Source organism: Pseudomonas sp. NPDC087336, assembly GCF_044744285.1.
Classification (GTDB): Bacteria; Pseudomonadota; Gammaproteobacteria; order Pseudomonadales; family Pseudomonadaceae; genus Aquipseudomonas.
The window spans coordinates 32,468-53,735 of record NZ_JBIUYA010000016.1 but is presented as its reverse complement, the minus strand read 5'-3'; the positions used below and the strand labels follow the sequence as shown (position 1 = coordinate 53,735).

23 protein-coding genes are annotated in these 21,268 nt (G+C 62.2%); 10 read left to right on the top strand and 13 right to left on the bottom strand.

Going from position 1 to position 21,268, the window contains the following annotated elements:
* Window positions 1–13: 13 nt before the first annotated feature.
* Together ACIO0C_RS17505 and ACIO0C_RS17500 are read right to left on the bottom strand one after the other, a co-directional pair.
* The gene (locus ACIO0C_RS17505; protein ID WP_401314069.1) at window positions 14–1,360 is read right to left on the bottom strand and encodes an MATE family efflux transporter; all 1,347 of its coding nucleotides are present in this window, start codon (window positions 1,358–1,360) and stop codon (window positions 14–16) included.
* Between the two features lie 49 nt (window positions 1,361–1,409).
* Window positions 1,410–1,703: a hypothetical protein gene (locus ACIO0C_RS17500; protein WP_008058795.1), complete on the bottom strand. Its 294-nt coding sequence runs from the start codon at window positions 1,701–1,703 to the stop codon at window positions 1,410–1,412.
* 160 nt (window positions 1,704–1,863) lie between these two features.
* Here ACIO0C_RS17500 and ACIO0C_RS17495 point away from each other — a divergent pair, with 160 nt between their 5' ends.
* From ACIO0C_RS17495 to ACIO0C_RS17475, 5 genes are all read left to right on the top strand, one after another.
* The gene (locus tag ACIO0C_RS17495; RefSeq protein WP_272604502.1) at window positions 1,864–2,166 is read left to right on the top strand and encodes a MazG-like family protein; all 303 of its coding nucleotides are present in this window, start codon (window positions 1,864–1,866) and stop codon (window positions 2,164–2,166) included.
* Window positions 2,166–2,915 carry a methyltransferase domain-containing protein gene (locus tag ACIO0C_RS17490; RefSeq protein WP_401314066.1) on the top strand — a complete coding sequence of 250 codons (750 nt, stop codon included), beginning with the start codon at window positions 2,166–2,168 and terminating at the stop codon, window positions 2,913–2,915. The genes ACIO0C_RS17495 and ACIO0C_RS17490 overlap by 1 nt, the downstream gene beginning before the upstream one ends.
* A 12-nt stretch (window positions 2,916–2,927) precedes the next feature.
* A complete protein-coding gene (locus ACIO0C_RS17485; RefSeq protein WP_401314065.1) occupies window positions 2,928–3,545 on the top strand; it encodes a DUF4136 domain-containing protein in 618 nt (205 codons plus the stop codon).
* A gap of 55 nt (window positions 3,546–3,600) precedes the next feature.
* Window positions 3,601–4,161, top strand: a complete 561-nt coding sequence (locus ACIO0C_RS17480) for a DUF4136 domain-containing protein (protein ID WP_401314063.1) — start codon at window positions 3,601–3,603, stop codon at window positions 4,159–4,161.
* A gap of 227 nt (window positions 4,162–4,388) precedes the next feature.
* Window positions 4,389–6,356, top strand: coding sequence for a pilus assembly protein TadG-related protein (locus ACIO0C_RS17475; RefSeq protein WP_401314062.1), 1,968 nt, complete (start codon window positions 4,389–4,391; stop codon window positions 6,354–6,356).
* Here the strand turns inward: ACIO0C_RS17475 and ACIO0C_RS17470 are convergent.
* Together ACIO0C_RS17470 and ACIO0C_RS17465 are read right to left on the bottom strand one after the other, a co-directional pair.
* Entirely contained in the window at window positions 6,326–9,094 is a 2,769-nt protein-coding gene (locus ACIO0C_RS17470) for an ATP-binding protein (protein WP_401314060.1), read from the bottom strand. The two genes, ACIO0C_RS17475 and ACIO0C_RS17470, sit on opposite strands and share 31 nt — an antisense overlap.
* Window positions 9,091–9,531 carry a TadE/TadG family type IV pilus assembly protein gene (locus ACIO0C_RS17465; RefSeq protein WP_272604508.1) on the bottom strand — a complete coding sequence of 147 codons (441 nt, stop codon included), beginning with the start codon at window positions 9,529–9,531 and terminating at the stop codon, window positions 9,091–9,093. The genes ACIO0C_RS17470 and ACIO0C_RS17465 overlap by 4 nt, the downstream gene beginning before the upstream one ends.
* A 74-nt stretch (window positions 9,532–9,605) precedes the next feature.
* Here ACIO0C_RS17465 and ACIO0C_RS17460 point away from each other — a divergent pair, with 74 nt between their 5' ends.
* The 3 genes from ACIO0C_RS17460 (at window position 9,606) to ACIO0C_RS17450 (ending at window position 11,713) form a co-directional block, all read left to right on the top strand.
* Window positions 9,606–10,076 carry an A24 family peptidase gene (locus ACIO0C_RS17460; RefSeq protein ID WP_401314058.1) on the top strand — a complete coding sequence of 157 codons (471 nt, stop codon included), beginning with the start codon at window positions 9,606–9,608 and terminating at the stop codon, window positions 10,074–10,076.
* Between the two features lie 111 nt (window positions 10,077–10,187).
* The gene (locus tag ACIO0C_RS17455; RefSeq protein ID WP_401314056.1) at window positions 10,188–10,970 is read left to right on the top strand and encodes a response regulator transcription factor; all 783 of its coding nucleotides are present in this window, start codon (window positions 10,188–10,190) and stop codon (window positions 10,968–10,970) included.
* Window positions 10,971–11,356: 386 nt separating this feature from the next.
* Window positions 11,357–11,713, top strand: a complete 357-nt coding sequence (locus ACIO0C_RS17450; RefSeq protein ID WP_401314054.1) for a DUF6124 family protein — start codon at window positions 11,357–11,359, stop codon at window positions 11,711–11,713.
* Window positions 11,714–11,839: 126 nt separating this feature from the next.
* On the opposite strand, the gene ACIO0C_RS17445 is transcribed toward ACIO0C_RS17450, so the two are convergent.
* From ACIO0C_RS17445 to cpaB, 8 genes are read right to left on the bottom strand one after another with little or no spacing between them, the layout of a single operon-like run.
* Window positions 11,840–12,115 (bottom strand): DUF3613 domain-containing protein, encoded by a 276-nt coding sequence (locus ACIO0C_RS17445; protein ID WP_401314052.1) that lies wholly within the window; start codon window positions 12,113–12,115, stop codon window positions 11,840–11,842.
* Window positions 12,116–12,126: 11 nt separating this feature from the next.
* Window positions 12,127–12,825 (bottom strand): hypothetical protein, encoded by a 699-nt coding sequence (locus tag ACIO0C_RS17440; protein ID WP_401314050.1) that lies wholly within the window; start codon window positions 12,823–12,825, stop codon window positions 12,127–12,129.
* A gap of 10 nt (window positions 12,826–12,835) precedes the next feature.
* Window positions 12,836–13,726 (bottom strand): type II secretion system F family protein, encoded by an 891-nt coding sequence (locus ACIO0C_RS17435; protein ID WP_401314048.1) that lies wholly within the window; start codon window positions 13,724–13,726, stop codon window positions 12,836–12,838.
* On the bottom strand, window positions 13,723–14,607 hold the full coding sequence (locus tag ACIO0C_RS17430) for a type II secretion system F family protein (protein ID WP_401314047.1): 885 nt from the start codon (window positions 14,605–14,607) through the stop codon (window positions 13,723–13,725). The genes ACIO0C_RS17435 and ACIO0C_RS17430 overlap by 4 nt, the downstream gene beginning before the upstream one ends.
* 10 nt (window positions 14,608–14,617) lie before the next feature.
* Window positions 14,618–15,898, bottom strand: a complete 1,281-nt coding sequence (locus tag ACIO0C_RS17425; RefSeq protein WP_401314045.1) for a CpaF family protein — start codon at window positions 15,896–15,898, stop codon at window positions 14,618–14,620.
* On the bottom strand, window positions 15,895–17,082 hold the full coding sequence (locus tag ACIO0C_RS17420) for a CpaE family protein (protein ID WP_401314043.1): 1,188 nt from the start codon (window positions 17,080–17,082) through the stop codon (window positions 15,895–15,897). The genes ACIO0C_RS17425 and ACIO0C_RS17420 overlap by 4 nt, the downstream gene beginning before the upstream one ends.
* Entirely contained in the window at window positions 17,079–18,341 is a 1,263-nt protein-coding gene (locus ACIO0C_RS17415) for a type II and III secretion system protein family protein (protein WP_401314041.1), read from the bottom strand. The genes ACIO0C_RS17420 and ACIO0C_RS17415 overlap by 4 nt, the downstream gene beginning before the upstream one ends.
* Window positions 18,342–18,362: 21 nt before the next feature.
* Window positions 18,363–19,313, bottom strand: coding sequence for a Flp pilus assembly protein CpaB (gene cpaB, locus ACIO0C_RS17410; RefSeq protein ID WP_401314039.1), 951 nt, complete (start codon window positions 19,311–19,313; stop codon window positions 18,363–18,365).
* A gap of 324 nt (window positions 19,314–19,637) precedes the next feature.
* Here cpaB and ACIO0C_RS17405 point away from each other — a divergent pair, with 324 nt between their 5' ends.
* Window positions 19,638–19,835, top strand: coding sequence for a Flp family type IVb pilin (locus ACIO0C_RS17405; protein ID WP_020799213.1), 198 nt, complete (start codon window positions 19,638–19,640; stop codon window positions 19,833–19,835).
* 85 nt (window positions 19,836–19,920) lie between these two features.
* A complete protein-coding gene (locus ACIO0C_RS17400; protein WP_180204116.1) occupies window positions 19,921–20,334 on the top strand; it encodes a response regulator in 414 nt (137 codons plus the stop codon).
* Window positions 20,335–20,412: 78 nt separating this feature from the next.
* Here the strand turns inward: ACIO0C_RS17400 and ACIO0C_RS17395 are convergent, their stop codons facing one another.
* Complete coding sequence (locus ACIO0C_RS17395) at window positions 20,413–21,267, bottom strand: MaoC family dehydratase (RefSeq protein WP_401314036.1); 855 nt, start codon at window positions 21,265–21,267, stop codon at window positions 20,413–20,415.
* Window position 21,268 lies beyond the last annotated feature (1 nt).

The following is a 21,268-nucleotide window of genomic DNA, read 5'->3' as shown; positions in this document are numbered from 1 at the left end:
ACACGACGCCGGCTCAGTGAGCGCGGGCGAACCAGCCATCGTTCTGGCGCAGGCGCCAGGCAATCAAGCCAAGCGTCAGGCTGCGCAGCAACATGAATAGCAGGAAGGTTATCCACAAGCCATGGTTGCCATATCCCTGCAGCGCCCAGGCGAACGGCAGCAGCAGTGCCACCGTCAACAGCATGCCATTGCGCATTTCCCTGGCACGGGTGGCGCCGATGAACAGGCCGTCGAGCAGGTAGCTCCAGACCGCGATCAGCGGCAGCACGGCAAGGTAGGGCAGGTACAGGAAGGCGGTGTCGCGCACGCTGGTAATGTCGGTCTGCATCTGGATGAACAGGTGTCCGGCAAACAGAAACAAGCCGGCAAAGCCCAGGCTCGCCAGCAATGACCAGCCGCAGGCCACCACCAGGGAGCGGCGCAGGGCATCGCGGTCGCGAGCGCCGATGGCGTGCCCGCACAGGGCTTCCACGGCATGGGCCAGGCCGTCTAGCGCGTGGGCGGTGAGCAGCAAGCCATTGAGCAGCAGGGCATTGGCGGCAACGGTTGCATCACCCAGCCGGGCGCCTTGCACGGTGATCAGGAAAAACACCGACTGCAGCGCCAGGCTACGGATGAAAATGTCGCGGTTGACCGCCAACAGCGGTCGCCAACTCTGCCAGAGCGCCAGTGCGGCCCAGACGATATGGCCGGGATAGGCGCGCAGGGCCTGGCGGGTCATCAACAGGCCAATCAGCGCACCGGTCCACTCGGCGATCACCGAAGCCCGGGCCGCGCCCACCACCCCCCATTCCAGGCCAAGGACAAACCACAGGTTAAGGGCAATGTTGACCAGGTTGGTGCTTAGCAGGATCACCAGCGGCGCGCGGGCGTTCTGCGTGCCGAGAAACCAGCCGACCAATGCATAGCTGGCCAGGGCCGCCGGCAGGCCGAACAGGCGCGTGTGAAAAAACTCGCGGGTCATCTGATCCAGTTCCGCCGACGGTTGCATGAAGTGCAGCGCAACCCCGCTCAATGGAACGCCCAAGGCACCCAGGACCACCGCCAGCCCCATGGCCAGCAGCAGGCCCTGCAACAGAATCTGCCGCAGCGCCGCACCATCCCCGCGTCCCGCGGCCTGGGCGGCAAAGCCGGTGGAGCCCATGCGCAGGAAACCCATGGCCCAGGCGAGGAAGGTATAGAGGCTGGCCCCGACCGCCACGGCCCCCAACTGATGGGCATGAGGCAAGTGCCCAATGACGGTGCTGTCGACCAGTGCCACCAGCGGAACGGAAATGTTCGAGAGAATCATCGGCGCAGCCAGCGCCCAGACCCGACGATGGGTTGGGCGGTCGCGCCAGTCGGCGATCAGGTTGGACATGCAGGCTCCTTGGGGAGCAGGCATTGTAGCGACACGGTGGTGGATGGTGTCAGTGCATGATCCAGCTGAGCAGCCACAACCCCAGCATCAACCAGATGATCCCCATGATGAACGCGGCATTCATGAACGCGCGGATCGCCGACCACAACAGCACCAACCCGACGACCAGGGTGATGATGCTGATGATCGACGTGTCCATGCCCAGAGCCTGGGACAAGCCTTCGACAAAATGGCTGCTGGCGCGACTGACCAGCTGGAACAGACCGCTGAGGCCGTCAACGATGAAGCGGATGACTGAACCGAGGACCTGGCCAAGCCATTCGAAAAAACCTTCTACCTGCATGAAATGAACGTCCTGTCTGTAGGAGCTGGCTTGCCAGCGAATTTTCACAGGCGCCACGAATCACGCCATCGAATGATTATGGTGCAAAGACCGACAACGCTGCCAGGCACTTGCCTTCCCCCGTCATCCCCCCGAAGCTATACGCCTTCAGGAGAGCCCGATGAACCTTGTTGAACTGACCGAACGCCTGCACGCCATCCGTGATCGCAATGACTGGCGGCAATTTCACAGCCCGAAAAACCTGGCCATGGCCGCGAGTGTCGAAATGTCCGAGCTGGTGGAGATTTTCCAGTGGCTGAGCGAAGACCAGTCGCGCCAGTTGCCCGCCGACAAGCTGGCCCATGCCGGGCAGGAAGTCGGCGATATCGTGCTCTACCTGTTGTTGCTGTGCAGCGAACTGGGGCTGGACATGAATGAGGTTGTGCGCAGCAAGCTGGCGGACAGCGAGCGGAGGTTCGGCTGATGAGCGACCGTCATTTCGATCAACTGGCGACGCGTTTCGCCGAAAAAATCTACGGCGGCGCCAAAGGTGCGATTCGCCTGGCGGTGCTCCAGGCCGATCTGGTCGAAGCCCTGCCGGATCGACCATTGCGGGTGCTGGATATCGGCGCCGGCCTTGGCCACATGTCGTTGTGGCTGGCCCAGCGTGGTCATCAGGTGACCCTGGCCGAGCCCGCCGAACCCATGCTCGAAGGCGCCCGCCAGCGCTTTGCCGATGCGGGCCAGAGTGCGACCTTCATCCAGGCGCCCTGGCAGGAACTGCCCGGTCAGCTCACGGAGCCCTACGACCTGGTGCTGTGCCATGCCGTGCTGGAATGGCTGGCCGAACCGCACGCCATCCTGCCGGTGCTGCATCAGTTGACCAAGGCCGATGGTTGGCTATCCCTGGCCTTCTACAACCGCGATGCGCTGATTTACCGCAACTTGCTCAAGGGCCATTTCCGCAAGATGCGCAAGAACGACATGGCTGGCGAGAAGCAGAGCCTGACCCCGCAACAGCCGCTGGACCCACGGGAGTTGGCCGCGCAACTTGAGGGGCTGTGGCAGGTCGAAAGTCAGAGTGGCGTGCGGGTTTTTCACGATTACATGCCGGTGGAGTTCCAGGCCCGCGCCGAGCTGTCGGACTTGCTCGACATGGAGCTGGCCCATCGTCGCCATCCAGCCTTTGCCGGGCTTGGGCGTTATTTGCACTGGATCTGTCGGCCGGTCTGATCGGAGCTCGAAATGAAAAGTCGTTCAGGGTTGCTGTTGATCTGCCTGGCCCTGGCGGCCTGCCAGGGCAGCAATCCGTACGTGGCAAGTTCCAAACCCTTGCCGCCAGCGCCGCCCCAGGCTGCCAGTACGTTTGACCGCAGCGCCTACCCGGCGGCGCCGCGAGACTACGGGCGTTATCGCAGCTGGGCCTGGCTCAACGGGCAAATGCCGCCAGGCACACCGTGGGCGGACTCGGCGCAGGTCGCCGAAGCCGTCAGCAGTGCGCTGGATCAACGCGGCCTGCGGCCTTTGCATGACAATCGGCCGGCGGACCTGTTCGTCAGCGCTGACCTGCGTCTGGAAACCCGCTTGCGTCAGGTCCAGGACGATTACGGGTACTACGGCGGTTATGGCGGCTACAACCGCTATGGTTATGGTCCGGGTTACGGCATGTACGGCAGCACGCCGATTGTGCGCACTTATGAGGAACAGGTCGTGGTGGTTCACGTCGACCTGTACGACGCGCAAAACGGTGAACCGGTCTGGAGTTCCAGCGCCGAAACCAGCAACCGCGGCAGCCAGGGCGAGCGAGTCGATGCCATTCGTGAGGCTGTAGAAAAGGCAATGTCGGCGTATCCTCCTAGTTAGCTTCCTGTGGTCAAGGAGCACTTCGCAGGTTCATGTCTTCTACCGGAGAATCATCATGTTCCGCCGTCTCGCTCTACTGGCAGTGGCCGTACTGCTCAGTGCCTGCGCCGCCAACCAGGTTAATCATGACTTCGATGCCAGCCGCGATTTTGCCGCCTATCGCAGCTGGAGCTGGAAAGAACCCGCGCTGCAATACCGTCCCGATGACCCCAGGATCAAGAGCGACCTGACCGAACAGCGCGTGCGCGAATCGGTGGGCGATCAGCTTGAACAGCGTGGCCTGCGCCAGGCGGGCGCTGGCGCCAAGGGAGACGTGAGTGTCCAGGCCTATCTGATTGTCGAGGATCGCCAGCAACAGGTGACGACCAACTACGGCGGCGGTTGGGGTTACCCTTGGTACGGCTACTATGGCGCGCCGATGTACAACGAAACCCGCCTGGTGTCCTACAAGGTCGCGACGATCCAGATCGACCTGCTCGACGGCAAGGACGGCAAGCTGGTGTGGCGCGGCAGTGACGAACAGATGCTCAGCCGCACCCCCAACCCGACGGACCGCAGCAATGCGATACACGAAACGGTCACGCGGATTTTGGCCAACTATCCCCCTCACCGATAAAAACCTCCTGCGGTCGCAAAATTATCAACTGTAGGCGCTGGCTTGCCAGCGAAGAGGCCCTCAAATTCTACGGTGTTCTGGAGGCCGTCTTCGCTGGCAAGCCAGCTCCTACAGGGGGATGTCGTCGCGGGAAGTGGCGACTTGCCAGCAGTCGTGTCATCCCTTGTCTACACTGCCTTACACCCACGGAGGTCACGTTCGGCAGTGTGCCGGCAAAGGAGTGCGTGATGTCGCACCGCATGCAGTTTCGCGGCCCGGCCCGGCAAAGGGGGGCGATTGGCTTGATGGCCGTGGTGACGCTGGCGCTGGCGCTGGCGTTCATGCTGCTGGTCATCGACAGTGGGCGGCTGTACCTGGAAAAACGCAACCTGCAGCGCATCGCCGACATGGCCGCCCTGGAAGCCGCCACCCGGGGCGGTGATTGTGCCAGCGGTGCAACCGCCACCAGCTATGCCACCGCCAGTGCCCAGCGCAACGGCTTCACCCTGCCCGGCAACGGCCGCGCATTGGCGGTGAGCTGCGGCGGGCTGAACCTGGATGGCAACAACCTGCGGGTGTTTGCCGCCGACCCAGCTAAAAGCGAAGCCATCCAGGTCGTCGCCAGCCATGTCGTGACGCAAAGTCTTGTCGGCGGCATCGGCGCGCTGTTTGGCGGTGCACCGGCGGGCTCCACCCTGACCTTGAAGGCAACGGCGGTCGCCGCGCTGCCGCCGCCGCTGGCTGCTTTGACCATCCGCAGCACCGTGCTCACCTTCGACACCAGCAAGGCCGCCATCACCAGCTTGCTGTTCGGTGGCTTGCTGGGCGGCAACGTGACGATCAATGCCGCCGGCTGGAATGGCCTGGTCAACAGCAACATCAGCCTGCTCGCCTACCTCAATCGGCTGAAGGTCGACCTCGGCCTGACCACTGCGGGTTATGACCAGGTGCTGGGCAACAGCATCAACGTCAGCCAGTTGATCCAGGGCGCCATCAATGTGCTGGACCCCAACGGCACGCTGGGCGCGAGTGCCACCATCATCGGCCTGCAGGCGCTGAAAGTGGCGGCCGGTACCACCCGCGTGGTGCTGGGCGATTTGCTGCACGTCGAAAGTGGCAGCGACATCTCGGCCCTGGCGGTGAACCTCAAAGTGTTCGACCTGATTGAAGGCGTCGTGCAGTTGGCCAACAAGCAAAACGGCCTGGTGGCGACCCTGCCGATCAACCTCGCGGGCCTGGCGCAGATCACTGCGCGGGTTCAGGTGATGCAGCCACCGCAACTGTCGGCCGTGGGCAATCCGAAAAAGGCGGCCCAGGCACCTTTGGGGCCTGACCGCATTTATGTTCAAACCGCCCAGGTCAAGACGTTGTTGTCCATTGACCTGCCGGTACTGGACGCCATCACGCCATTGGTCAACGCCGTACTTGACCTTGCTACGTCGCTGACCGACTTTCTGGAAGACTTGCTGGGCCTGCAACTGCACAATTTGCTGACGTGCGGCTTGGGTGCACCGTGTGACACGACGGAAGTCAAGCTTCTGTCACCGCCGATACGGCTCGATGTCGCCCTGGAAGCGGGCGGTGCCTGGAGTTATGTCACGGCTTACAGCTGCATGAGCTCGACGAATAAAAGCCTGACCACCAGCACCACGACCAAGCTGATCGGGCTGAAAATTGGACAGATCACCCCGGAGGATGTATTTGGCTCCGCCACGGTCCCGCCGACCAATATCGTCAACCCGCTACAAGTCATTTATGTCGGCGTGCAAACCTGCAACCGACTGCTGTTTTTACCGGCGGTCTGCTACAACCCTCGGCCGAGCGGTGGCATCGGCATCCAGGTCAATACCGCGGTGGCGCAAAATGCCAACATACCCCACGTGTATTCCGCACCCGCCGCCGCCAACCTGCCGGAAATCAACCAGCCACCGTTTTTCTATGCCTATACCACCAACAACATCGTCAACAGCCTGAGCACCACCGTCAGCAACCTCGGCGTGAACATGTACGGGCTGTCGGGCAGCATCGTCGGTGGCCTGGGCAGCCTCTTGAACGACGTCACCACCGCGCTGGTCAATGCGATCAACACCGTGCTCAGCCCGCTGCTCGATACCCTGATCAACACGTTGCTGGCGAGCCTGGGCATCGACTTGAACAAGGTCGAAGTCGGCGCCAACCTCAGCTGTCACGCCGGGCGCGCGTCGCTGGTGATCTGATCGGCGGGCACAATCGGCAGCTCGATGCAAAACCGCGCGCCCTCGGCCGAATTGCTGACGCTGAGTGTTCCACCCATGTTCTGCACGATGCCATAGCTCACCGACAACCCCAGCCCTGTGCCGACACCCACCGGCTTGGTGGTGAAGAAGGGTTCGAAGATCCGCTCGAGCAAGCGCGGATCGATGCCGCCGCCATTGTCTTCAACCCACAGCCGCACCCTGTGTTCATCGCGTTCGGCGTACACCGCTATCCACGGCTTGAATTGCCCATCGGCTTCGCGCTTGCCGAGCAGCGCGTCCCGGGCGTTGACCATCAAGTTGATCAACACCTGTTCCAGCTGATCGACATACCCGCGCACCTGTACCGCGAAACCGCTCTCGCTGACCCGCAGCTCCACCCCTTTGCCGCGCATCCCCTCGGCCAGTAGCGACAACGTGCCTTCGATCGCCTGAGCCGGGTCGAACGGGTGCTGTTCGATGTCCGAGCGACGGCCGAACACACGCATGTGGTCCACCACCCGCGCCGCGCGCTGGACTTGAGCGTCAATGCGGTTGAGCTTGTCGGTCAGGTAGTCGATCTGGACATCGCCATTGCCCAGGCGCTTGAGCACATTGGTGATCGCCATGCGCATCACGTTCAGCGGCTGGTTGATTTCATGGGCCAGGCCGGTGGCCATCTCGCCCAATGTGGCCATTTTCGCGCTTTGGGTCAGTTGTTGCTGGGCGCGCCGGACTTCGGTGTTGTCGCGACCCACGGCCTGGACTTCCAGCAGGCGACCTTGCTCGTCGAACACTCCGCGATCTGACCAGACCCACCAGGCGTGTTCCCGGCCGGGCAACTGCAGGTTGATTTCCGTGGTGCTGACCGGGAACTCCGGGCTCAGTTGGCTCAGGCGCTGGAGGAAGGACTCGCGCTGCTGCGCCGACATCCAACTGCCCAGGTTCACCCCCGGCAAACCCTCGGGCGAACATTCCAGGTACGTCGCCAGCGGCCGGTTGCCAAAAGTCAGGGTCAGGTCCGGACGGTAGCGGCAGATCATGGCCGGCGAGTCCTCCACCAACATCCGGTAACGCTCCTCGCTCTGCTTGACGTGCTCGGCCGCCAGCGTCGCTTCGGTGACGTCCAGCCATAGGCCGACGGCTTCCACCGGCAAGCCCAGGTCATCGCGCAGCAACCGGGCTTCGTCGAGCAGCCAGTGGTAATCGCCACGACTGTCGCGCAGCCGATAACGTGCACGTACCGAACCTTCGCGCAGCAGCAGGCGGGTACGCTCGAAATAGCGCTCGCGATCTTCGGGGTGCACGCGATCGACCAACGCCGCACCGGCACACTCGGCCAGCGTCCAGCCCAGCAAGGGTTGCAGGCTGTCGCTGAAGAAGGTGGGTTGCAACGCACCTTCGACATAGCGCTGCACGTAAATCACCGCGGGTGAACTGGCGATCAGATTGTCCAGGCGCGCATGGGCGGCGGCGGCAAGTTGCTCCTGGTTCTTGATGTCGCTGATGTCGAGCATGAATCCGACAAGACGCCGTTGGCTGCCTACGCCCAGGGCCTGGCCTTGCAAGCGATACCAGACCGTTGGAGCGTCGCCGTCGGCGCGGTTCAGGCGCACGCACAACAGCAATGGCGTGCCTTCGTGTTGCAAGTCCTGCAGGCGGCTGTGCAACTCTTCGCGGTCGGCGGGGTGCACTTGGGCGAGCCAGTCCTGCAGCGGCAAACGTTCCTGGTCAAGGTTCAACGCGCGGGTCAGGGAGGGGGCCAATTGCACCTCGGTGCTGTCGCTGAACATTTCCCACCAGCCGGTGCCGAGCAGCGCCTGCAACGACTCCAGGCGCTCTAGCTGCAGGTGGTGTCGATGTTCGCGCAAGCGCTCCAGCAAAGGGCCGGCGAGGGCGGCGGCGAACTGCAACCAGTCGCGCTCGCTAACGTCCGGGGCCTGTTGATGGGCCGGGTAACAGCCACAGAGCAACCAGGCCACCACGCCTTGAGCGTCGTGATAGGGCACGGCGAAACCCTCGGCATTGCCAAAGGTGCCTTGCAGGCGCGGGTGTTCGGCCAGGTTCAGGTGATACGGCGTAGAGCCGCTCAAGCTGTCGAGCCCGGTACCCAGGCGCTGGCCGTTGTGCCACAGGCTGGGCACGTCGAAGTCGGCATAGTGCTGGTGAATCTGCCACCCCTGCTCCTGCTCATCGAGCAACGCCAGGGCGATACAGGGAATGTGAAAGCGTTGGGCCAGCGATTGCAGTTGGTCGATCAGCACGTCGGGCAAGCGCGTCAGGCTGCACAGGCGCAACTGCTCGCCGATCTGTGCCGCGAGCAACTGGCACTGCTCGCGCACGCGCGCTTGTCGGCGTTCAAGCAACAAGTCGCCGATGTCCAGTAACTGCAGCAACCAGGTATCGGCCATTGGCTGGACCCAGCCACGCAGGTGCAGCGGCGGGCCGCTGAGGCTGTAGAAATCCAGGTCCAGGTGCTGGCCTTGCCAATCGGCGGGAGAGCCCTCGATGGCGAGGCTGCAATGGGGCAAGAGAAAATCCAGCAGATGCGCAAGCTGTGCCGTAGGCACCTGCTGGGCCAGCAGATGCCGCAACGGGCCGGTCAGCTGCAACACCCGACCTTGGGCATCGAGCTGTATTTGCAAGCCGACGCTGAGCACGCTCGGGGGCGGCGCGATTTCCTGATGCGCGGGCGGGTGGCGGTTGAGCAGGCGCCCGAAGAGTTTATCCCCGGCACTCAAAATTGCAGACTCGAACTGGCGGTGAGCGTGGCCGGTAAATTCGGTACCGGGCCAATCCCCGGCAGGTTCAGAAACGGAATCACCGCGTTCAACTTTTGCGAGGGATAGTGGATGACCACCTTCAACACGCCGCCCGTATAAGTGGTGGTCGTGTCGCTGGCGACATCGAAATTCAGCCCGGCGGGAATCCACGCCAACTGGCGAGTCAGTTCCTGCTTGACGATGTTTTTCAGCGCGGCCTCGTAGCCAGGCGTGTTCGGGTCCAGGGCTACGCTACGCCGCACGGCTTCGGCGGTCGACTGGTTGAACGACTGCATCAGCAGCAGCGGCAGGCTATACGTGACAATCGCGTAGAACACGGCAAAAAAGATCACGAACACCAAGGCAAATTCAATCGCTACGGCACCTTTTTGCTTGCGTGGGAGGTTGCTTTTCATGAGTGCGACTACCCTGACATCACGAGGTAATGTCAGCATAGAATCATTGCGCCATAACGGACGTTTTTTATCGGATGCCAAGCTTTGTCCTACTGATCTGGCTGACGCTATGCGCAGCGCAGGATGCCCGGCAACGGCACATCGCCAATCGCCTGACCCTGGGCGTCGGGGCGCTGGCCCTGGCGTATCTGCTATGGAGCGGAACCACCTGGATCGGCGCACCCGCCGAGGAGGGCGGCTGGGCCGCGTTGCTGGCCCTGGCCTTTACCTTGCCCGCCTACGCAATGCGTCGCCTGGGCGGCGCGGACGTCAAGCTCATGACCGCCCTGGGGCTGGCAACCGATGGTCGGCATGTACTGGGCGTATTCATCGGTGCCGGCCTGGCCAGTGTGTGTTGGCTGCTGCTGGCGCCAAGAGTCTGGCTTCATATCCGTCAAGGGCTTAGAAGTCGCCTGTGTTATCTGGAGCCCGGTCTGTCAAGGAAACAACCCTTTGCCCCGTTTTTGTTGGTGGGGCTGTTGCTGACATTTGCCTGGCTCGGTTAATCATCCGTTTTTGTACAGCGGCGAAAGAGCGACTACTTTCATACAGGGGTCGTACAGCCTCAGGCTTTCAGTAATGGGACGGTCAGTCCTTGGCCTTGCAGGGAGTTGCACGTGAACAAGCGTACTTCGGCAGTAAAAGTCCTTGTGGTCGACGATCAGCCCTTGATCGTTAAAGAACTTTGCGAATTTCTTGAGAGCAATGGCTACCGTTGCGTTCCCTGCGAATCCAGCCATCGGGCGATCGAACATTTCGAGCAGGACACGGACATCGGCCTGGTCCTCTGCGATTTACACATGCCGGGTCTGGACGGCATTCAAATGGTTCAGGAACTGCAACGCCTGTGCGGCAGACACCGGGCCTTCGAAGCCATCGTGCTCACCGGGCAGGCGGACAAGCAGGATGTGATCAAGGCATTGCGCGCAGGCATTGCCGATTACTACCAGAAGCCGATTGATCTGGGTGAACTGCTCGAAGGCGTGCAACGCCAGGAAGTGGCACTGCAGGAGCGGCACAAGACATTGCAGCTGGGGCATCTGAATCAGAAGTTGCAGTACCTGTCCGAGTCGCTTGATGACCTGTATCAAGACCTCGACCGGGTTCGGCGCACACCGTTAGCACCGGGAGCGGATGACGGCCCTGTCAGCGATACCGTTCAGGCCGAGATCCCGGCCATTTTCAATCAGCTATCGCCACGCCAACTGGATGTGGCGCGGTTGGTGGGCAAGGGGCAAACCAATTACCAGATCGCCTGCGAGCTGGGCATTACCGAGAACACGGTGAAGTTGTACGTGTCGCAGGTATTGCGATTGACCCATATGCATAACCGCACACAGCTGGCATTGGCGTTGACGCCGAATCATTCGGGGCTGCGCCATCGGGTGAGGGCGAACTGATCACCGCGCAATCTGGCGGATGTACCGGGTACCCTGTAGGAGCGGGCTTGCCCGCGAAGACGGCCTGACTGCCGACCAATTTTGTGCAGAATCCCTCAAATCTGTGGGAAACATCCGACACGCTTTTCAGGTTGTCCGTCAGACGCCTGATCTTTAGCCTTTGTCTGTCACTGCAAAATCAGTGACCGGGTTTGGTCGCCCGGGTTTAGAATGGCGCACATGCCGCGCGAGCGGCATTTTTGTGCTTGCCTAATGGCGAGCTGTGCGTGGGAGGGCCTAGGCCCTGCCGGGTTTCCATTCCCTGGTCGACCAACCTGCGTACGGTTCGCCACCCACTTGCTTGGTCGCATTGATGGCGAACTCCAATTCTCGAATGGAGCTTCACCATGATCAAACCCACCCCAAATCCCCCCACAACCGACGACGTTTCCCCCTACCAATCCCCTAACTCAAAAACACTCCACGAAGCCGCCGACCGCGCCCTCGATCACTACCTCAATCCACTCAAGACACCCACCGTGCGAAAGCCCAGCACGATGTTCGTCATCTCTCCCGATATCGATACCGAAACCCTGCTGGCCCACGCCTGTGAATCCCTTGCTTCGGCGAGTGTCATGGCCAATGACTTCGCGGCGTTCCTGGAGGGCTCGCAGCGCAACACGCTGCTGGGGATTGCCCAGGTGATCATGCTGGGGGAGCTGGCGGTAAATCGGGCGCTGGATAACCTCGACCCGCAGCCATAGCGCTCCGCCAGAGAGACCCCATCATCGTTCATCGCGAGCAGGTTCACTCCTACAGGGGAATGCATTTCAATTGTAGGAGCGAGGCTTGCCCGCGAAGACGGTCTGTCAATCGCCAAAAAAATCAGATTATTCCTGCGATCCACTATTAACCGTTCCACCCGCATCCTGATCAAAGAACTCCGGAATCTCATGCTGAAAACTCTTCAGCCAGCGCTGCATCGCCAGTTCACGCTCGGCTGCGCTGGCGGTTTGCTGTTTGGTGGAGGCGGCTGCGTTGCTGCCTTGCAGTTGCAGCCAGCCTTCGGTTTCCTGTTGTTGTGGCGAGGCGGGGCCTGCGTCGATGGCGTGGGCGGCAAGCGGCAGGGTCAGCACGCTGAGGCAGTAAAGGGTGGTCGGTTTCATCGGGGTGCTCCTTACTGAACGGAGGCGACTTGTGCGGCGACGGTCGGACCGGATTTACCGGGTGACTTGAGTTTTTCGGCGCGGGCCTGGGCCTGGGTGACCTGTGCCGGTTTCAGGCCAAGGCGACTGACCAGCTCGGCGGCGCGGTTCCAGTCGTCCTGATAGATCAACAGAGTCACCAGGTTCACCGCGGCCAGCGGGTCGCTCTGCTTGAGCTCGATGGCGGTGAGGAATTCGAATTTGGCGTCTTCGATGCGCAGTTGATTGAGGTACACCACGCCCAGGTCGTTGCGGATTTTTTCATCGGTGGGCGCCAGTCGGGCGGCTCGTTGCAGGTGCGCCTGGGCCAGGCCATGGTCGCCTCGGGCGGCGGCGAGTTGGCCCAGGCCGTGTTCGGCTTCGGCGGCCAGGCAGCCGCCGAGCAGGCTGCGGTACAGAGGCTCGGCTTCACTGCGGTCCAACAGTCGATACACCTTGGCCTTGCGCAGGCGCACGTCGGCAAAACTGTCGGGCAGACTCTGCAGGTTGGCCAGGCTGGCGTGCAGCTTGCCGTCATTGGCCATGTCATCGGCGAGGTTCAGCGACAGCTGTTGCTCGGCGTTCAATTTGCCGCAACTGGCAGTGCCGGTCATGGCGCTCCAGGGTGTCTGGCCGTTGCTCGCGCAACCACCCAGCATCAGCAGACACAAACCTGCAATCATTGCTTTCATCACGATTCCTCTAAGAAGCAAAAGCCCGGGCGAGGGCGGTGAAACCCGGGCCGGCCAGTACGATCAACAACGCCGGGAAGAGGAACAGCATCATCACGACGGACATTTTCGCGGACATCTTGGAGATGTATTCCTGAAGACGCGCCAGGCGCTTGTCATCGAGCAACAGCTTGAGCGCCAGCAGGGATTTCATTGCACCGCCGCCCTGATGGATCAGCTGTTGCAGGATCACGCAGGTGTCAGTGAATTCGTCGACCGCCAGCAAGCGGCTGGCCTTGTTCAGTTCATCGCCCAGCTCCAGGCCCGAGTCGACGCGGGCCAGCACCAGGCGCAGCTCGTGGGTCAGTTCGGGCATCAGTTGTTTGCCTTCATTGCTCAAGACGCGCAGCGATTGCTCCACGGCCATGCCCGACTCGAACAGGATGCGCAGCAACGGTATGAAGGTGGAGATTTCCATCGCCAGTTTTTTCTGCCGGTGGTGCGCCGCAGCGGCCAGCAGGCGCTTGGGCAGCAGATAACCAATCCCCAGGGCGAACGCCGGGACCAGCCACGGGCGCATGACCTGGGGGAAGAACAGACCCTGCACCAGTGCACTCAGCGCCAGCGCCAATACCGGGACGCCAACCTGCAAGGCGGCGAACAACGCCCGTTGCCGCGCGGTACGCCAGCCCAGGCAATTGAGCAGCGTCTGGGTTTCGTTGTCGAGTTTGACCGACTGCTGGCCGACCCGGCTGGTGCCCAGCGCATGCAGCCATTGGCTGAAGCGGCTTTCGCCCGGCGTTTTGCCGTCCAGGCGCTGCACCACCTGGCGCGCACGCCGACGCCGTTGCACCATGACGCCGATAAACAATCCCGAGGCCAGCAGGAACAGCAGCGAGCTCAGCAGCATGGACGGGTTCATAGGCTACGCAACATCCGCCACAGCGCCAGGCAGCCGAACACCTGGAGGGCGAGCGCCCCCGTCAACATCGATTGCCCCGAACTGTCGTCCCACAGGGTCATCAGGTACTTTGGATTGGACACCAGGAAGTAGCCGGCGACCCCGACCGGCATCAGCGCAAGGACCACTGCCGTGACCCGGGTTTCTCCGGTCATGGCACTCAATTGGCGAGCTGCCTGTTCGCGTTCGCGGATGATCTTGATCAGGTTTTCCAGCAGTTCACTGGCGTTGCCGCCGTAGCGGTGGTTGACCTTCAAGCCGAGGGCAAACAGGCGAAGTTCGTCCTTGTCGTAGAGTTCAGCGAAGTCCGAGGTGGCGTCGGGCAGGCTGATGCCCATGTGCACCTGGCGTTTCACCCGGCCCAAGGCATCTTTCAGCGGGTCTTCGGCGGCGTCGATGGCGCCCAGCACCGCATCGGCCAGGGTACGTCCGGACTTGAGGCTGCGCACGCTGTGATCGAGCAGTGTCGGCAATTGTTCGATCATGCGCTTGAGCCGGCGCTGGTAACGCCAATCGACATACAGGCGCAGGAGCAGGGGCGGCAACAGCAACAGGGCAAGCAAGCCCAGCCAGCCGCCACCGATGAAGCCGAGCAAGACACTCGAGCCCCACAGCGTCAGCCACGCACCCAGGCGTTCGGTGGGCCGTCCGAGGCCAGCGCGCAAGAAGGCTCGATCCAGCCCCGTCCAGGCTGTCTTGCGCGCCATCCGCTTCGGTTGCCCTTGGGCCAGGCGCTCCAGCACGCGCTGGGTGCCAGGTTCGCGCAAGCCGCGAACGAGCAGACGGGCCGACAGCACGAGCAACGCCAGGCAAACGAGGATGAGCAGCAGCGGTTTGAGCATACCGTGGCCCTCAATACGTTGCGCAAGAGAGCGCCGACTCGCGACGCAGTTTGTCACCGGCAGGGTTGACCGCCTCGCGCATGAAACCGAAACCGCTGCGGCGGTCGAGGCGGAACAGCGTATTGGTGACGTACACGTCTTCACGGATGCCGATTACCTCGACCACTTCGCTGACGCAGCGGCGGCCATCGGGCATGCGCGTCAACTGGATCACCACGTCCAGCGCCGCGCAGATCATCTGGCGCAAGGTCCTTTCGGCAATGCTGCGACCGGTCAGGCCGACCAGGGTTTCCAGGCGCAGCAACGCATCCTGTGCGTTGTTGGCGTGCACGGTGCTCATGGATCCATCGTGACCGGTGTTCATCGCCGTTAGCACGTCGACCACTTCGACACCGCGGATTTCGCCGAGGATGATCCGGTCCGGGCGCATCCGCAGGGCGTTGCGAATCAGGTCGCTGGCTTTCACCTCGCCATGGCCCTCGGCATTCGGCGGCCGGGTTTCCAGGCGCACCACGTGAGGGTGGCCCAGTTGCAGTTCGGCGACGTCTTCGATGGTCACCAGCCGTTGGTGGGGGTCGATCAACTGGCTGAGAATGTTCAGCAGCGTGGTCTTGCCGGTGCCGGTGCCGCCGCTGATCAGGATGTTGCAGCGCTTGTCCACGGCCTCTTGCAGGAATGCGTAGATCGCCTGGTCGATGGTTTGCATGGCCATCAGATCGGTGCTGTTAAGCATGTCCTGGCGGAATTTTCGAATCGACAGGCACGGGCCGTCGAGCGCAATCGGTGGAATGATCGCATTGACCCGGCTGCCGTCGGGCAGGCGTGCGTCGACCATCGGCGAAGACTCGTCGAGCCGCCGGCCCAGGGGCGCGAGGATGCGCTGGATGACGCGCTCGACATGGTGCGCATCGATGAAACGCAAGTCGCTCTGATGCAGCACGCCATCGCGCTCGATGAACACGCGGTGTGGGCCATTGACCAGGATTTCGGTGACGGCCGAATCACGCAGCAGCACCTCCAGCGGGCCGAAACCTGTGAGTTCGTCGACGATTTCTTCGGCCAGGCGCTCCATCTCATAGCGCGAAATCGCCAGGTGCAGGCGCGCGATGTATTCGGCGACTTTGTCGATGACGAACTGCGCCAGCACCTGGCGCGAGCCTTCCAGCAGGTTTTTCCCGGACTCCTCGATGGCGTCGATGATGTAGCGGTGCAGCACCAGCTTCAGGCCTTCGTGGTCGGTATTGCCGGCCACCCCGCGGTGCGTTGCACCGAACAGTTTTTCGCCGCTCATGGCGTACCTCTCAAACGGCTGAACCAGGACTTGGGCTTGGCCAGGTTTTCGGAGCGTTTGGCCAGGTGTTCGCCGAGGTTGCGCAGGCTTTGGGTGAGCGCTTCCCGGGGGGCCAGTTCGAACAGGGGCACGCCCTGGTTCTTGGCGTTCAAGCGCACCTCGGGGCTGTAGGCGAGGGTGGCGATGACCTCCATGCCGAAGCTTCTGCTCAAGGCTTCGGAGTCTGGCGCAACGCTGCGCAGGTAGCGATCCACCAGCAGCCTGGCGTGATCGAGCTTCATGCCTTTTTCGCGCCACATGTTCAGGACCGCCAGGTTGCGGCGGCAGTCGAGCACGTTCTGGTCGGTGTACCACAGCAGCTTGTCGCAATGGTTGACAAAGGTGCGCAGGGCTTCGCTGTCGGGCTGGCCGGTGAGGTTCACGACGATGTGCTGGAAGTGCTGGCGCAGGGCGCTGAGCAGCATGTACAGCTCGGCGGCGCTGGTGTGTTCCAGCGGTTCATCCTGGGTGGCGTAGGCGAGGATCCGCAGCCCGGCTTCGCAACGGGTGAAGGCGCTGTCGATCAACGTCGCGTCGAGGCGGCGCAAGTTGCGCAGGGCATCACCGAAATGAAACGAACTCTCCAGGCCCAGCAGGGCCAGGCTGTCTCCCCGGGGCAGGCCGAGGTCGAGCAGCAGCGTTTGCTGACCGCTTTTTTGCACCACCTGCGCCATGTGGTTGGCCAGCAGTGCGCCGTCCGCGTTGCTCTGCACGCCGTACAGGACGGTCAGGCCGCCCAGGTGAGTATTGGGCACCACCGGTGGCAGGCGCTTACTCTGGCGCCGCACCAGCCCGGCGACTTCACTGGAACGCGAGCCATAGGCCACGAAGTCCCGGGCCCCGGCGCGCATGGCGTTGAGTACGAGCTGGTTGTCCATGCCGTCGCCCAGCGCGACGATGGCCAACCGTGGCTTGGCTTCCAGGGCGCCTTCGATCAGTGCGCACTGGGCCACCACGTGTTCACGGTCAAGACCCACGAACACCAGGCCGGCCAGGGTCACGTCGACCAGTGCCAGCAGTTCGTCGAGGCTGCCGCCACCGGCGCTGACCACCTGGCCCAAGGGGGCGAGCGCGCCTTGCAGCCATTCAAGGTCGGTGCTGTTGCGCGTGATCGCGAGGAAGGTCTGGCTCAGGTTCTGGCTCATTGCGATAGCCCGCTGCGTTTATCGAAGTCACCGTTTTCGAGGAAGTACAGGCGATACCAGTTGGGGTCGTAGTTGCGCAGTTTTTCTCCCGGCAGCGACGGCAGTTGCGCATTGGCCGCCAACGGCTGCACCAGGTGCGGCGTGACGATCATCAGCAGTTCCCGTTCTTCGCGATTGATCGAGGAGCTGCGAAAGAACGCGCCGAGTATCGGTATGTCGCCCAGCCCCGGAAACTTGTCCACCTGCGAGGTGTTTTGCGTGCTGATCAGGCCGCTGATGACGAAGCTTTCGCCATCGGCCAGGGAGATGCTGGTGTCGGTGCGGCGAATGGTGAACGCCGGCACCGTGGTGCCGCCGATGGTCACCGCGTTGTTGTAATCCAGTTCGCTGACCTCGGGAGCGACCTTGAGGGCGATCTGGTCATTGCTGACCACTGTTGGCGTGAGCGTCAGGCGGATGCCGAACTCCTTGTATTCGATGGAGTAGCTGTTGCTGTTGGCGCTGGGGATCGGGATAGGAATTTCACCGCCCGCCAGGAAACTTGCGCTTTGCCCGCTGATTGCCACAAGGCTCGGCCGCGCCAGGGTGTAGGCAAAGCCACTGCTTTCCATGGCATTGATGATGGCCAGGAAGTTGCCGCCGCCGGCGACGATGTTGAACATGTCGTTGGCCAGCGGAATGCTCGGCACGGCAATCCGTGGATCGAGGTTGCGCAACGGGAACACCCGCGGGGTCACCGCCGTGTTGGGGACGGTACCGGGGGAGCCGAACAGGAAATTGGAGTTTTTGCCGTAGATCGAAGTACTGGCTTCCTTGAGCTTGGTGCGACTGACTTCGACGAAGCGGATGTCGGTCTGCACTTGCGATGGCAGCAGCGGATCATCGGAGGGTGACTGTCTGGCACTGGTCATGGCCGCCGTCGCGCGTCCCTGGACGAACACCATGCTTTGGCGCGGCGCGCTGGCACAGGCGGTCCAGACCATCAGGCTGGTGGCGCCGGAGCCCATGCCGGTGAGCAGGAACGCCTGGCTCCCATTGACTCGCACGTCGGCGATTTTCGGGTCGCCCACCGCGATCCGGGTGATTGCCACGGGCGATTGCACTTCCTGTTGCAGGCCTTCGCCCACTTCCAGCACCGCTGGCAAGGGGCCCAGCGCTGCACAATTACCGTTGGCAGCCATGGCTGCCGTCACCGACATGCCGCTCAGCAAGGTGGCCCAGATCAAGCCGTTGAACAACGGCGTACTACGTCTGCGCATTGAAGCGTTTCCTTGCTCGATTCAGGGGGACTTTGGCGTGGTTTCGTTGCCGCGGATGACTTCCACACTCGACCGGCGCGGCGCGACTGCGCTACTGGCGACCACAGGCCTGGGCGGCGCGGTCATGGCCAACTGGTTGAACTGGATCAAGTCCCGATTTGCGTTGGCGATGTTGGCTGCGGAATCGCGTTCACCGGCCCAGTAACGCGCCAGGCGTTTTTCCTCGGCGCTGCGCACGGCCAGGCGTAACACCCCGGCTTGCGCGGCGAGCATCAAGCGGCTCACCAGCGGTTCGGGGACGGCGAGCAGCACGGTGCGGGCGCTGGCGCGCTGTTGCTCCTGCCGGAGTTTTTCATCGTTGCCATGCGCCGGGCTGGTGGGGTGGCCGTCGTTGGTCAGTCCCAATTGCTCGCCCACCCCCAGGACGCGCAAGGCCGGGACCGCGAGCTGGGCCGAGGGCTGAAGATTGAGGTTGTCCATGCGCAGGAACAGCAGCACATCGACATAGTCCCCGGGGGTCAATTGCCCACCGGCATTGATCACTTCATCCACGGCCACGGCGAGCGCGCGCTCATCGGGCCGGATCATCCGCGCCAGCTTGCCGCCGCCCTCAAAGCTTTCGTCGTTGAGCCAGCTACCGGCGCTCAGGGCGCGCCAGGGCGTACGGCCAATGGCTTGATCGAGTCGGGTCAGGCTGCCGGCCGGGACGGTCCGCAGTTTTTCCAGGGCCACATCGGCGGCGGTGATTTGCACGAACGGCGCGATGTCATGCAGCAACACCACGATCGGTTGGCGCGTGTCCTCTTCTGGCTGGGGAACAGCTGCGGGAGTAGCGGGTGTCGAGGAGGCGGTCGAGGCTTGCGCAACAGGTGTGGCGGTCGGTTCACGGGTCAAGGTGAAACCCCAGTAACCGGCAATGACCGCGCCCGCCAGGGACAGTCCGGCAAGGCCAAGGATGACACGACTGTTCATGAAGGCACTCCCTATCCTGCTGCACCAAGAACTCGTTTTGCGCAACGAGACAACTTCGCAATCAGGCAGCTATGAACATGGAACTATTTCGCTATTGGACAGTAGCGCAGCTAGAGCAAAACGCCATTACCCGGCAGGAAATTTCTAACGAAAAATCGAAGTTCAGCTCAAAACAAAGGTTTTTTGACGTCAACGAACCTATTAATACTTTCGTGTTAATGCGTTTTTACAGTTGTTTGGCGGGGGAATGCCGACAATGCTGGTGCTGGCACAGGGGAATCATGTTGCGTCGGTGCAACACTCGGTGTCGTCTAGGAGAACCTCATGTCATTCGCCAAGCTGGTTCAAAAGGTCAAATCCGAAATCGCTTTTTACAAAGGGCTGGCCAAGGATACCGAGGGGGCCTCGGGTATCGAGTACGCCATCGTCGCCGCGATGGTCGCAGTGGTGATTGCCGGGCTCAGTGGTGGCATCGGGACTGACCTTACCGCGATGTTCACCAGTATCAAAAACGCCTTGTGAGTGACTATCAGGGGTCGTACCGGCAACTTGCCAATGCAACGAGTGGGTTCTAATGTCAGCGCTTAGTCTATTCCAGGTGTTGCCAATGAACGCTCCCGCACTGCCGCGCCAACAACTGCTCCTGGTCGATGACGAGGAAGATGCGTTGCTTGAGCTGGCGGAATTGCTGGAGGGTGAGGGTTTCAATTGTTTTACCGCGACCTCGGTCAAGCTGGCGCTGCAGCATCTGACACGCAATCCGGACATCGCGCTGGTCATCACCGACTTGCGCATGCCGGAAGAGAGTGGCATGTCGTTGATCAAGCGCTTGCGCGAGCACACGGCGCGCCAGCATCTGCCGGTGATCGTGATGTCCGGGCATGCCGACATGGAGGATGTCAGTGACATGTTGCGGTTGCAGGTGCTGGACCTGTTTCGCAAGCCGATCTATCACGTGCGGTTGCTGGAGACGCTGAATAACCTGTTCCCGCAGCCTCTGGGGGAGTTTGCCAGGCGCTGATTCCGTTATGGCCCAGACGAAAATCTGTAGGAGCCCGGCAAGCCGTGCTCCTACAAGGTATATGTCGCCCGATTCTTGTCAGGCAATCGGCCGCCAATGGCCCACCATGTGCTCCAGCTCACCGACCCCCACCAGTTGCAGATCCCCACTTGAACCTGCGGCGCTGGCCAGTAACGTCACCTCACTGGGCAGGCGCACTGGTTTTTTGAATTGCACCGCAATCTCGATATTCGCGGCCGGCAGATGCTCGGCGAGGGCGGCCAGGGTGCGGGCCTTGTTCCAAAGCCCATGGGCAATCGCCGAGGGAAAACCGAACATCCGGGCGCTGGCCGCACTCAGGTGAATCGGGTTGTAGTCGCCGGATACCTTGGCGTACTGGCGGCCGATGTCCGCAGGCGCTGTCCATTGGGCGACCTGCGTCAGTGCCAGCGTTGAGGCCAGCACCTCCTCGACGGGCTCGCCCTCAAGCTTCACCCCTCGGCAAAGCATCTGGCTTTGCGCCTCCCAGAGCGGTCCCAATTGATCATCCAGCGTGGTCACCAGATCGAAGGTCGCGCCCTTCGCATGGGGTTGCAGGTTCTCCACGCACACGCTGGCCCGCACTCGATGGACCCCACCCATGGGCCGCAGCACGCGGATGCGATTGCTCAGGTGAATCAGCCCCAGCAGCGGGAACGGAAAGTCCCGGGCTGTAAGCAATTGCATCTGCAAGGCGAATGCAAGGATGTGCGGATAGGTGGGTGGCAGCAGGCTGTTGTCGGCGAAGCCGCAGACCTTGCGATAGGCCGCCAGGCGCGTTGGATCGACATCGAGCCAGCAGCGCAAGCCCGAATGGGGCAGGGTGGTGCCGGTGATTTTGCGCCGCGTCGCCGCCTGCACATACAGCCCCGGCAGGCTGGGTTCGCGGTTGAGTGTGTGCCAATTGATGATCATG

Bases quoted from the DNA above. Each gene is read 5' to 3' on its own strand.
- ACIO0C_RS17505 (WP_401314069.1), bottom strand. From the start codon at position 1,360: ATGTCCAACCTGATCGCCGACTGGCGCGACCGCCCAACCCATCGTCGG.
- ACIO0C_RS17500 (WP_008058795.1), bottom strand. From the start codon at position 1,703: ATGCAGGTAGAAGGTTTTTTCGAATGGCTTGGCCAGGTCCTCGGTTCA.
- ACIO0C_RS17495 (WP_272604502.1), top strand. From the start codon at position 1,864: ATGAACCTTGTTGAACTGACCGAACGCCTGCACGCCATCCGTGATCGC.
- ACIO0C_RS17490 (WP_401314066.1), top strand. From the start codon at position 2,166: ATGAGCGACCGTCATTTCGATCAACTGGCGACGCGTTTCGCCGAAAAA.
- ACIO0C_RS17485 (WP_401314065.1), top strand. From the start codon at position 2,928: ATGAAAAGTCGTTCAGGGTTGCTGTTGATCTGCCTGGCCCTGGCGGCC.
- ACIO0C_RS17480 (WP_401314063.1), top strand. From the start codon at position 3,601: ATGTTCCGCCGTCTCGCTCTACTGGCAGTGGCCGTACTGCTCAGTGCC.
- ACIO0C_RS17475 (WP_401314062.1), top strand. From the start codon at position 4,389: ATGTCGCACCGCATGCAGTTTCGCGGCCCGGCCCGGCAAAGGGGGGCG.
- ACIO0C_RS17465 (WP_272604508.1), bottom strand. From the start codon at position 9,531: ATGAAAAGCAACCTCCCACGCAAGCAAAAAGGTGCCGTAGCGATTGAA.
- ACIO0C_RS17460 (WP_401314058.1), top strand. From the start codon at position 9,606: ATGCCAAGCTTTGTCCTACTGATCTGGCTGACGCTATGCGCAGCGCAG.
- ACIO0C_RS17450 (WP_401314054.1), top strand. From the start codon at position 11,357: ATGATCAAACCCACCCCAAATCCCCCCACAACCGACGACGTTTCCCCC.
- ACIO0C_RS17445 (WP_401314052.1), bottom strand. From the start codon at position 12,115: ATGAAACCGACCACCCTTTACTGCCTCAGCGTGCTGACCCTGCCGCTT.
- ACIO0C_RS17440 (WP_401314050.1), bottom strand. From the start codon at position 12,825: ATGAAAGCAATGATTGCAGGTTTGTGTCTGCTGATGCTGGGTGGTTGC.
- ACIO0C_RS17435 (WP_401314048.1), bottom strand. From the start codon at position 13,726: ATGAACCCGTCCATGCTGCTGAGCTCGCTGCTGTTCCTGCTGGCCTCG.
- ACIO0C_RS17430 (WP_401314047.1), bottom strand. From the start codon at position 14,607: ATGCTCAAACCGCTGCTGCTCATCCTCGTTTGCCTGGCGTTGCTCGTG.
- ACIO0C_RS17425 (WP_401314045.1), bottom strand. From the start codon at position 15,898: ATGAGCGGCGAAAAACTGTTCGGTGCAACGCACCGCGGGGTGGCCGGC.
- ACIO0C_RS17420 (WP_401314043.1), bottom strand. From the start codon at position 17,082: ATGAGCCAGAACCTGAGCCAGACCTTCCTCGCGATCACGCGCAACAGC.
- ACIO0C_RS17415 (WP_401314041.1), bottom strand. From the start codon at position 18,341: ATGCGCAGACGTAGTACGCCGTTGTTCAACGGCTTGATCTGGGCCACC.
- cpaB (WP_401314039.1), bottom strand. From the start codon at position 19,313: ATGAACAGTCGTGTCATCCTTGGCCTTGCCGGACTGTCCCTGGCGGGC.
- ACIO0C_RS17405 (WP_020799213.1), top strand. From the start codon at position 19,638: ATGTCATTCGCCAAGCTGGTTCAAAAGGTCAAATCCGAAATCGCTTTT.
- ACIO0C_RS17400 (WP_180204116.1), top strand. From the start codon at position 19,921: ATGAACGCTCCCGCACTGCCGCGCCAACAACTGCTCCTGGTCGATGAC.
- ACIO0C_RS17395 (WP_401314036.1), bottom strand. From the start codon at position 21,267: ATGATCATCAATTGGCACACACTCAACCGCGAACCCAGCCTGCCGGGG.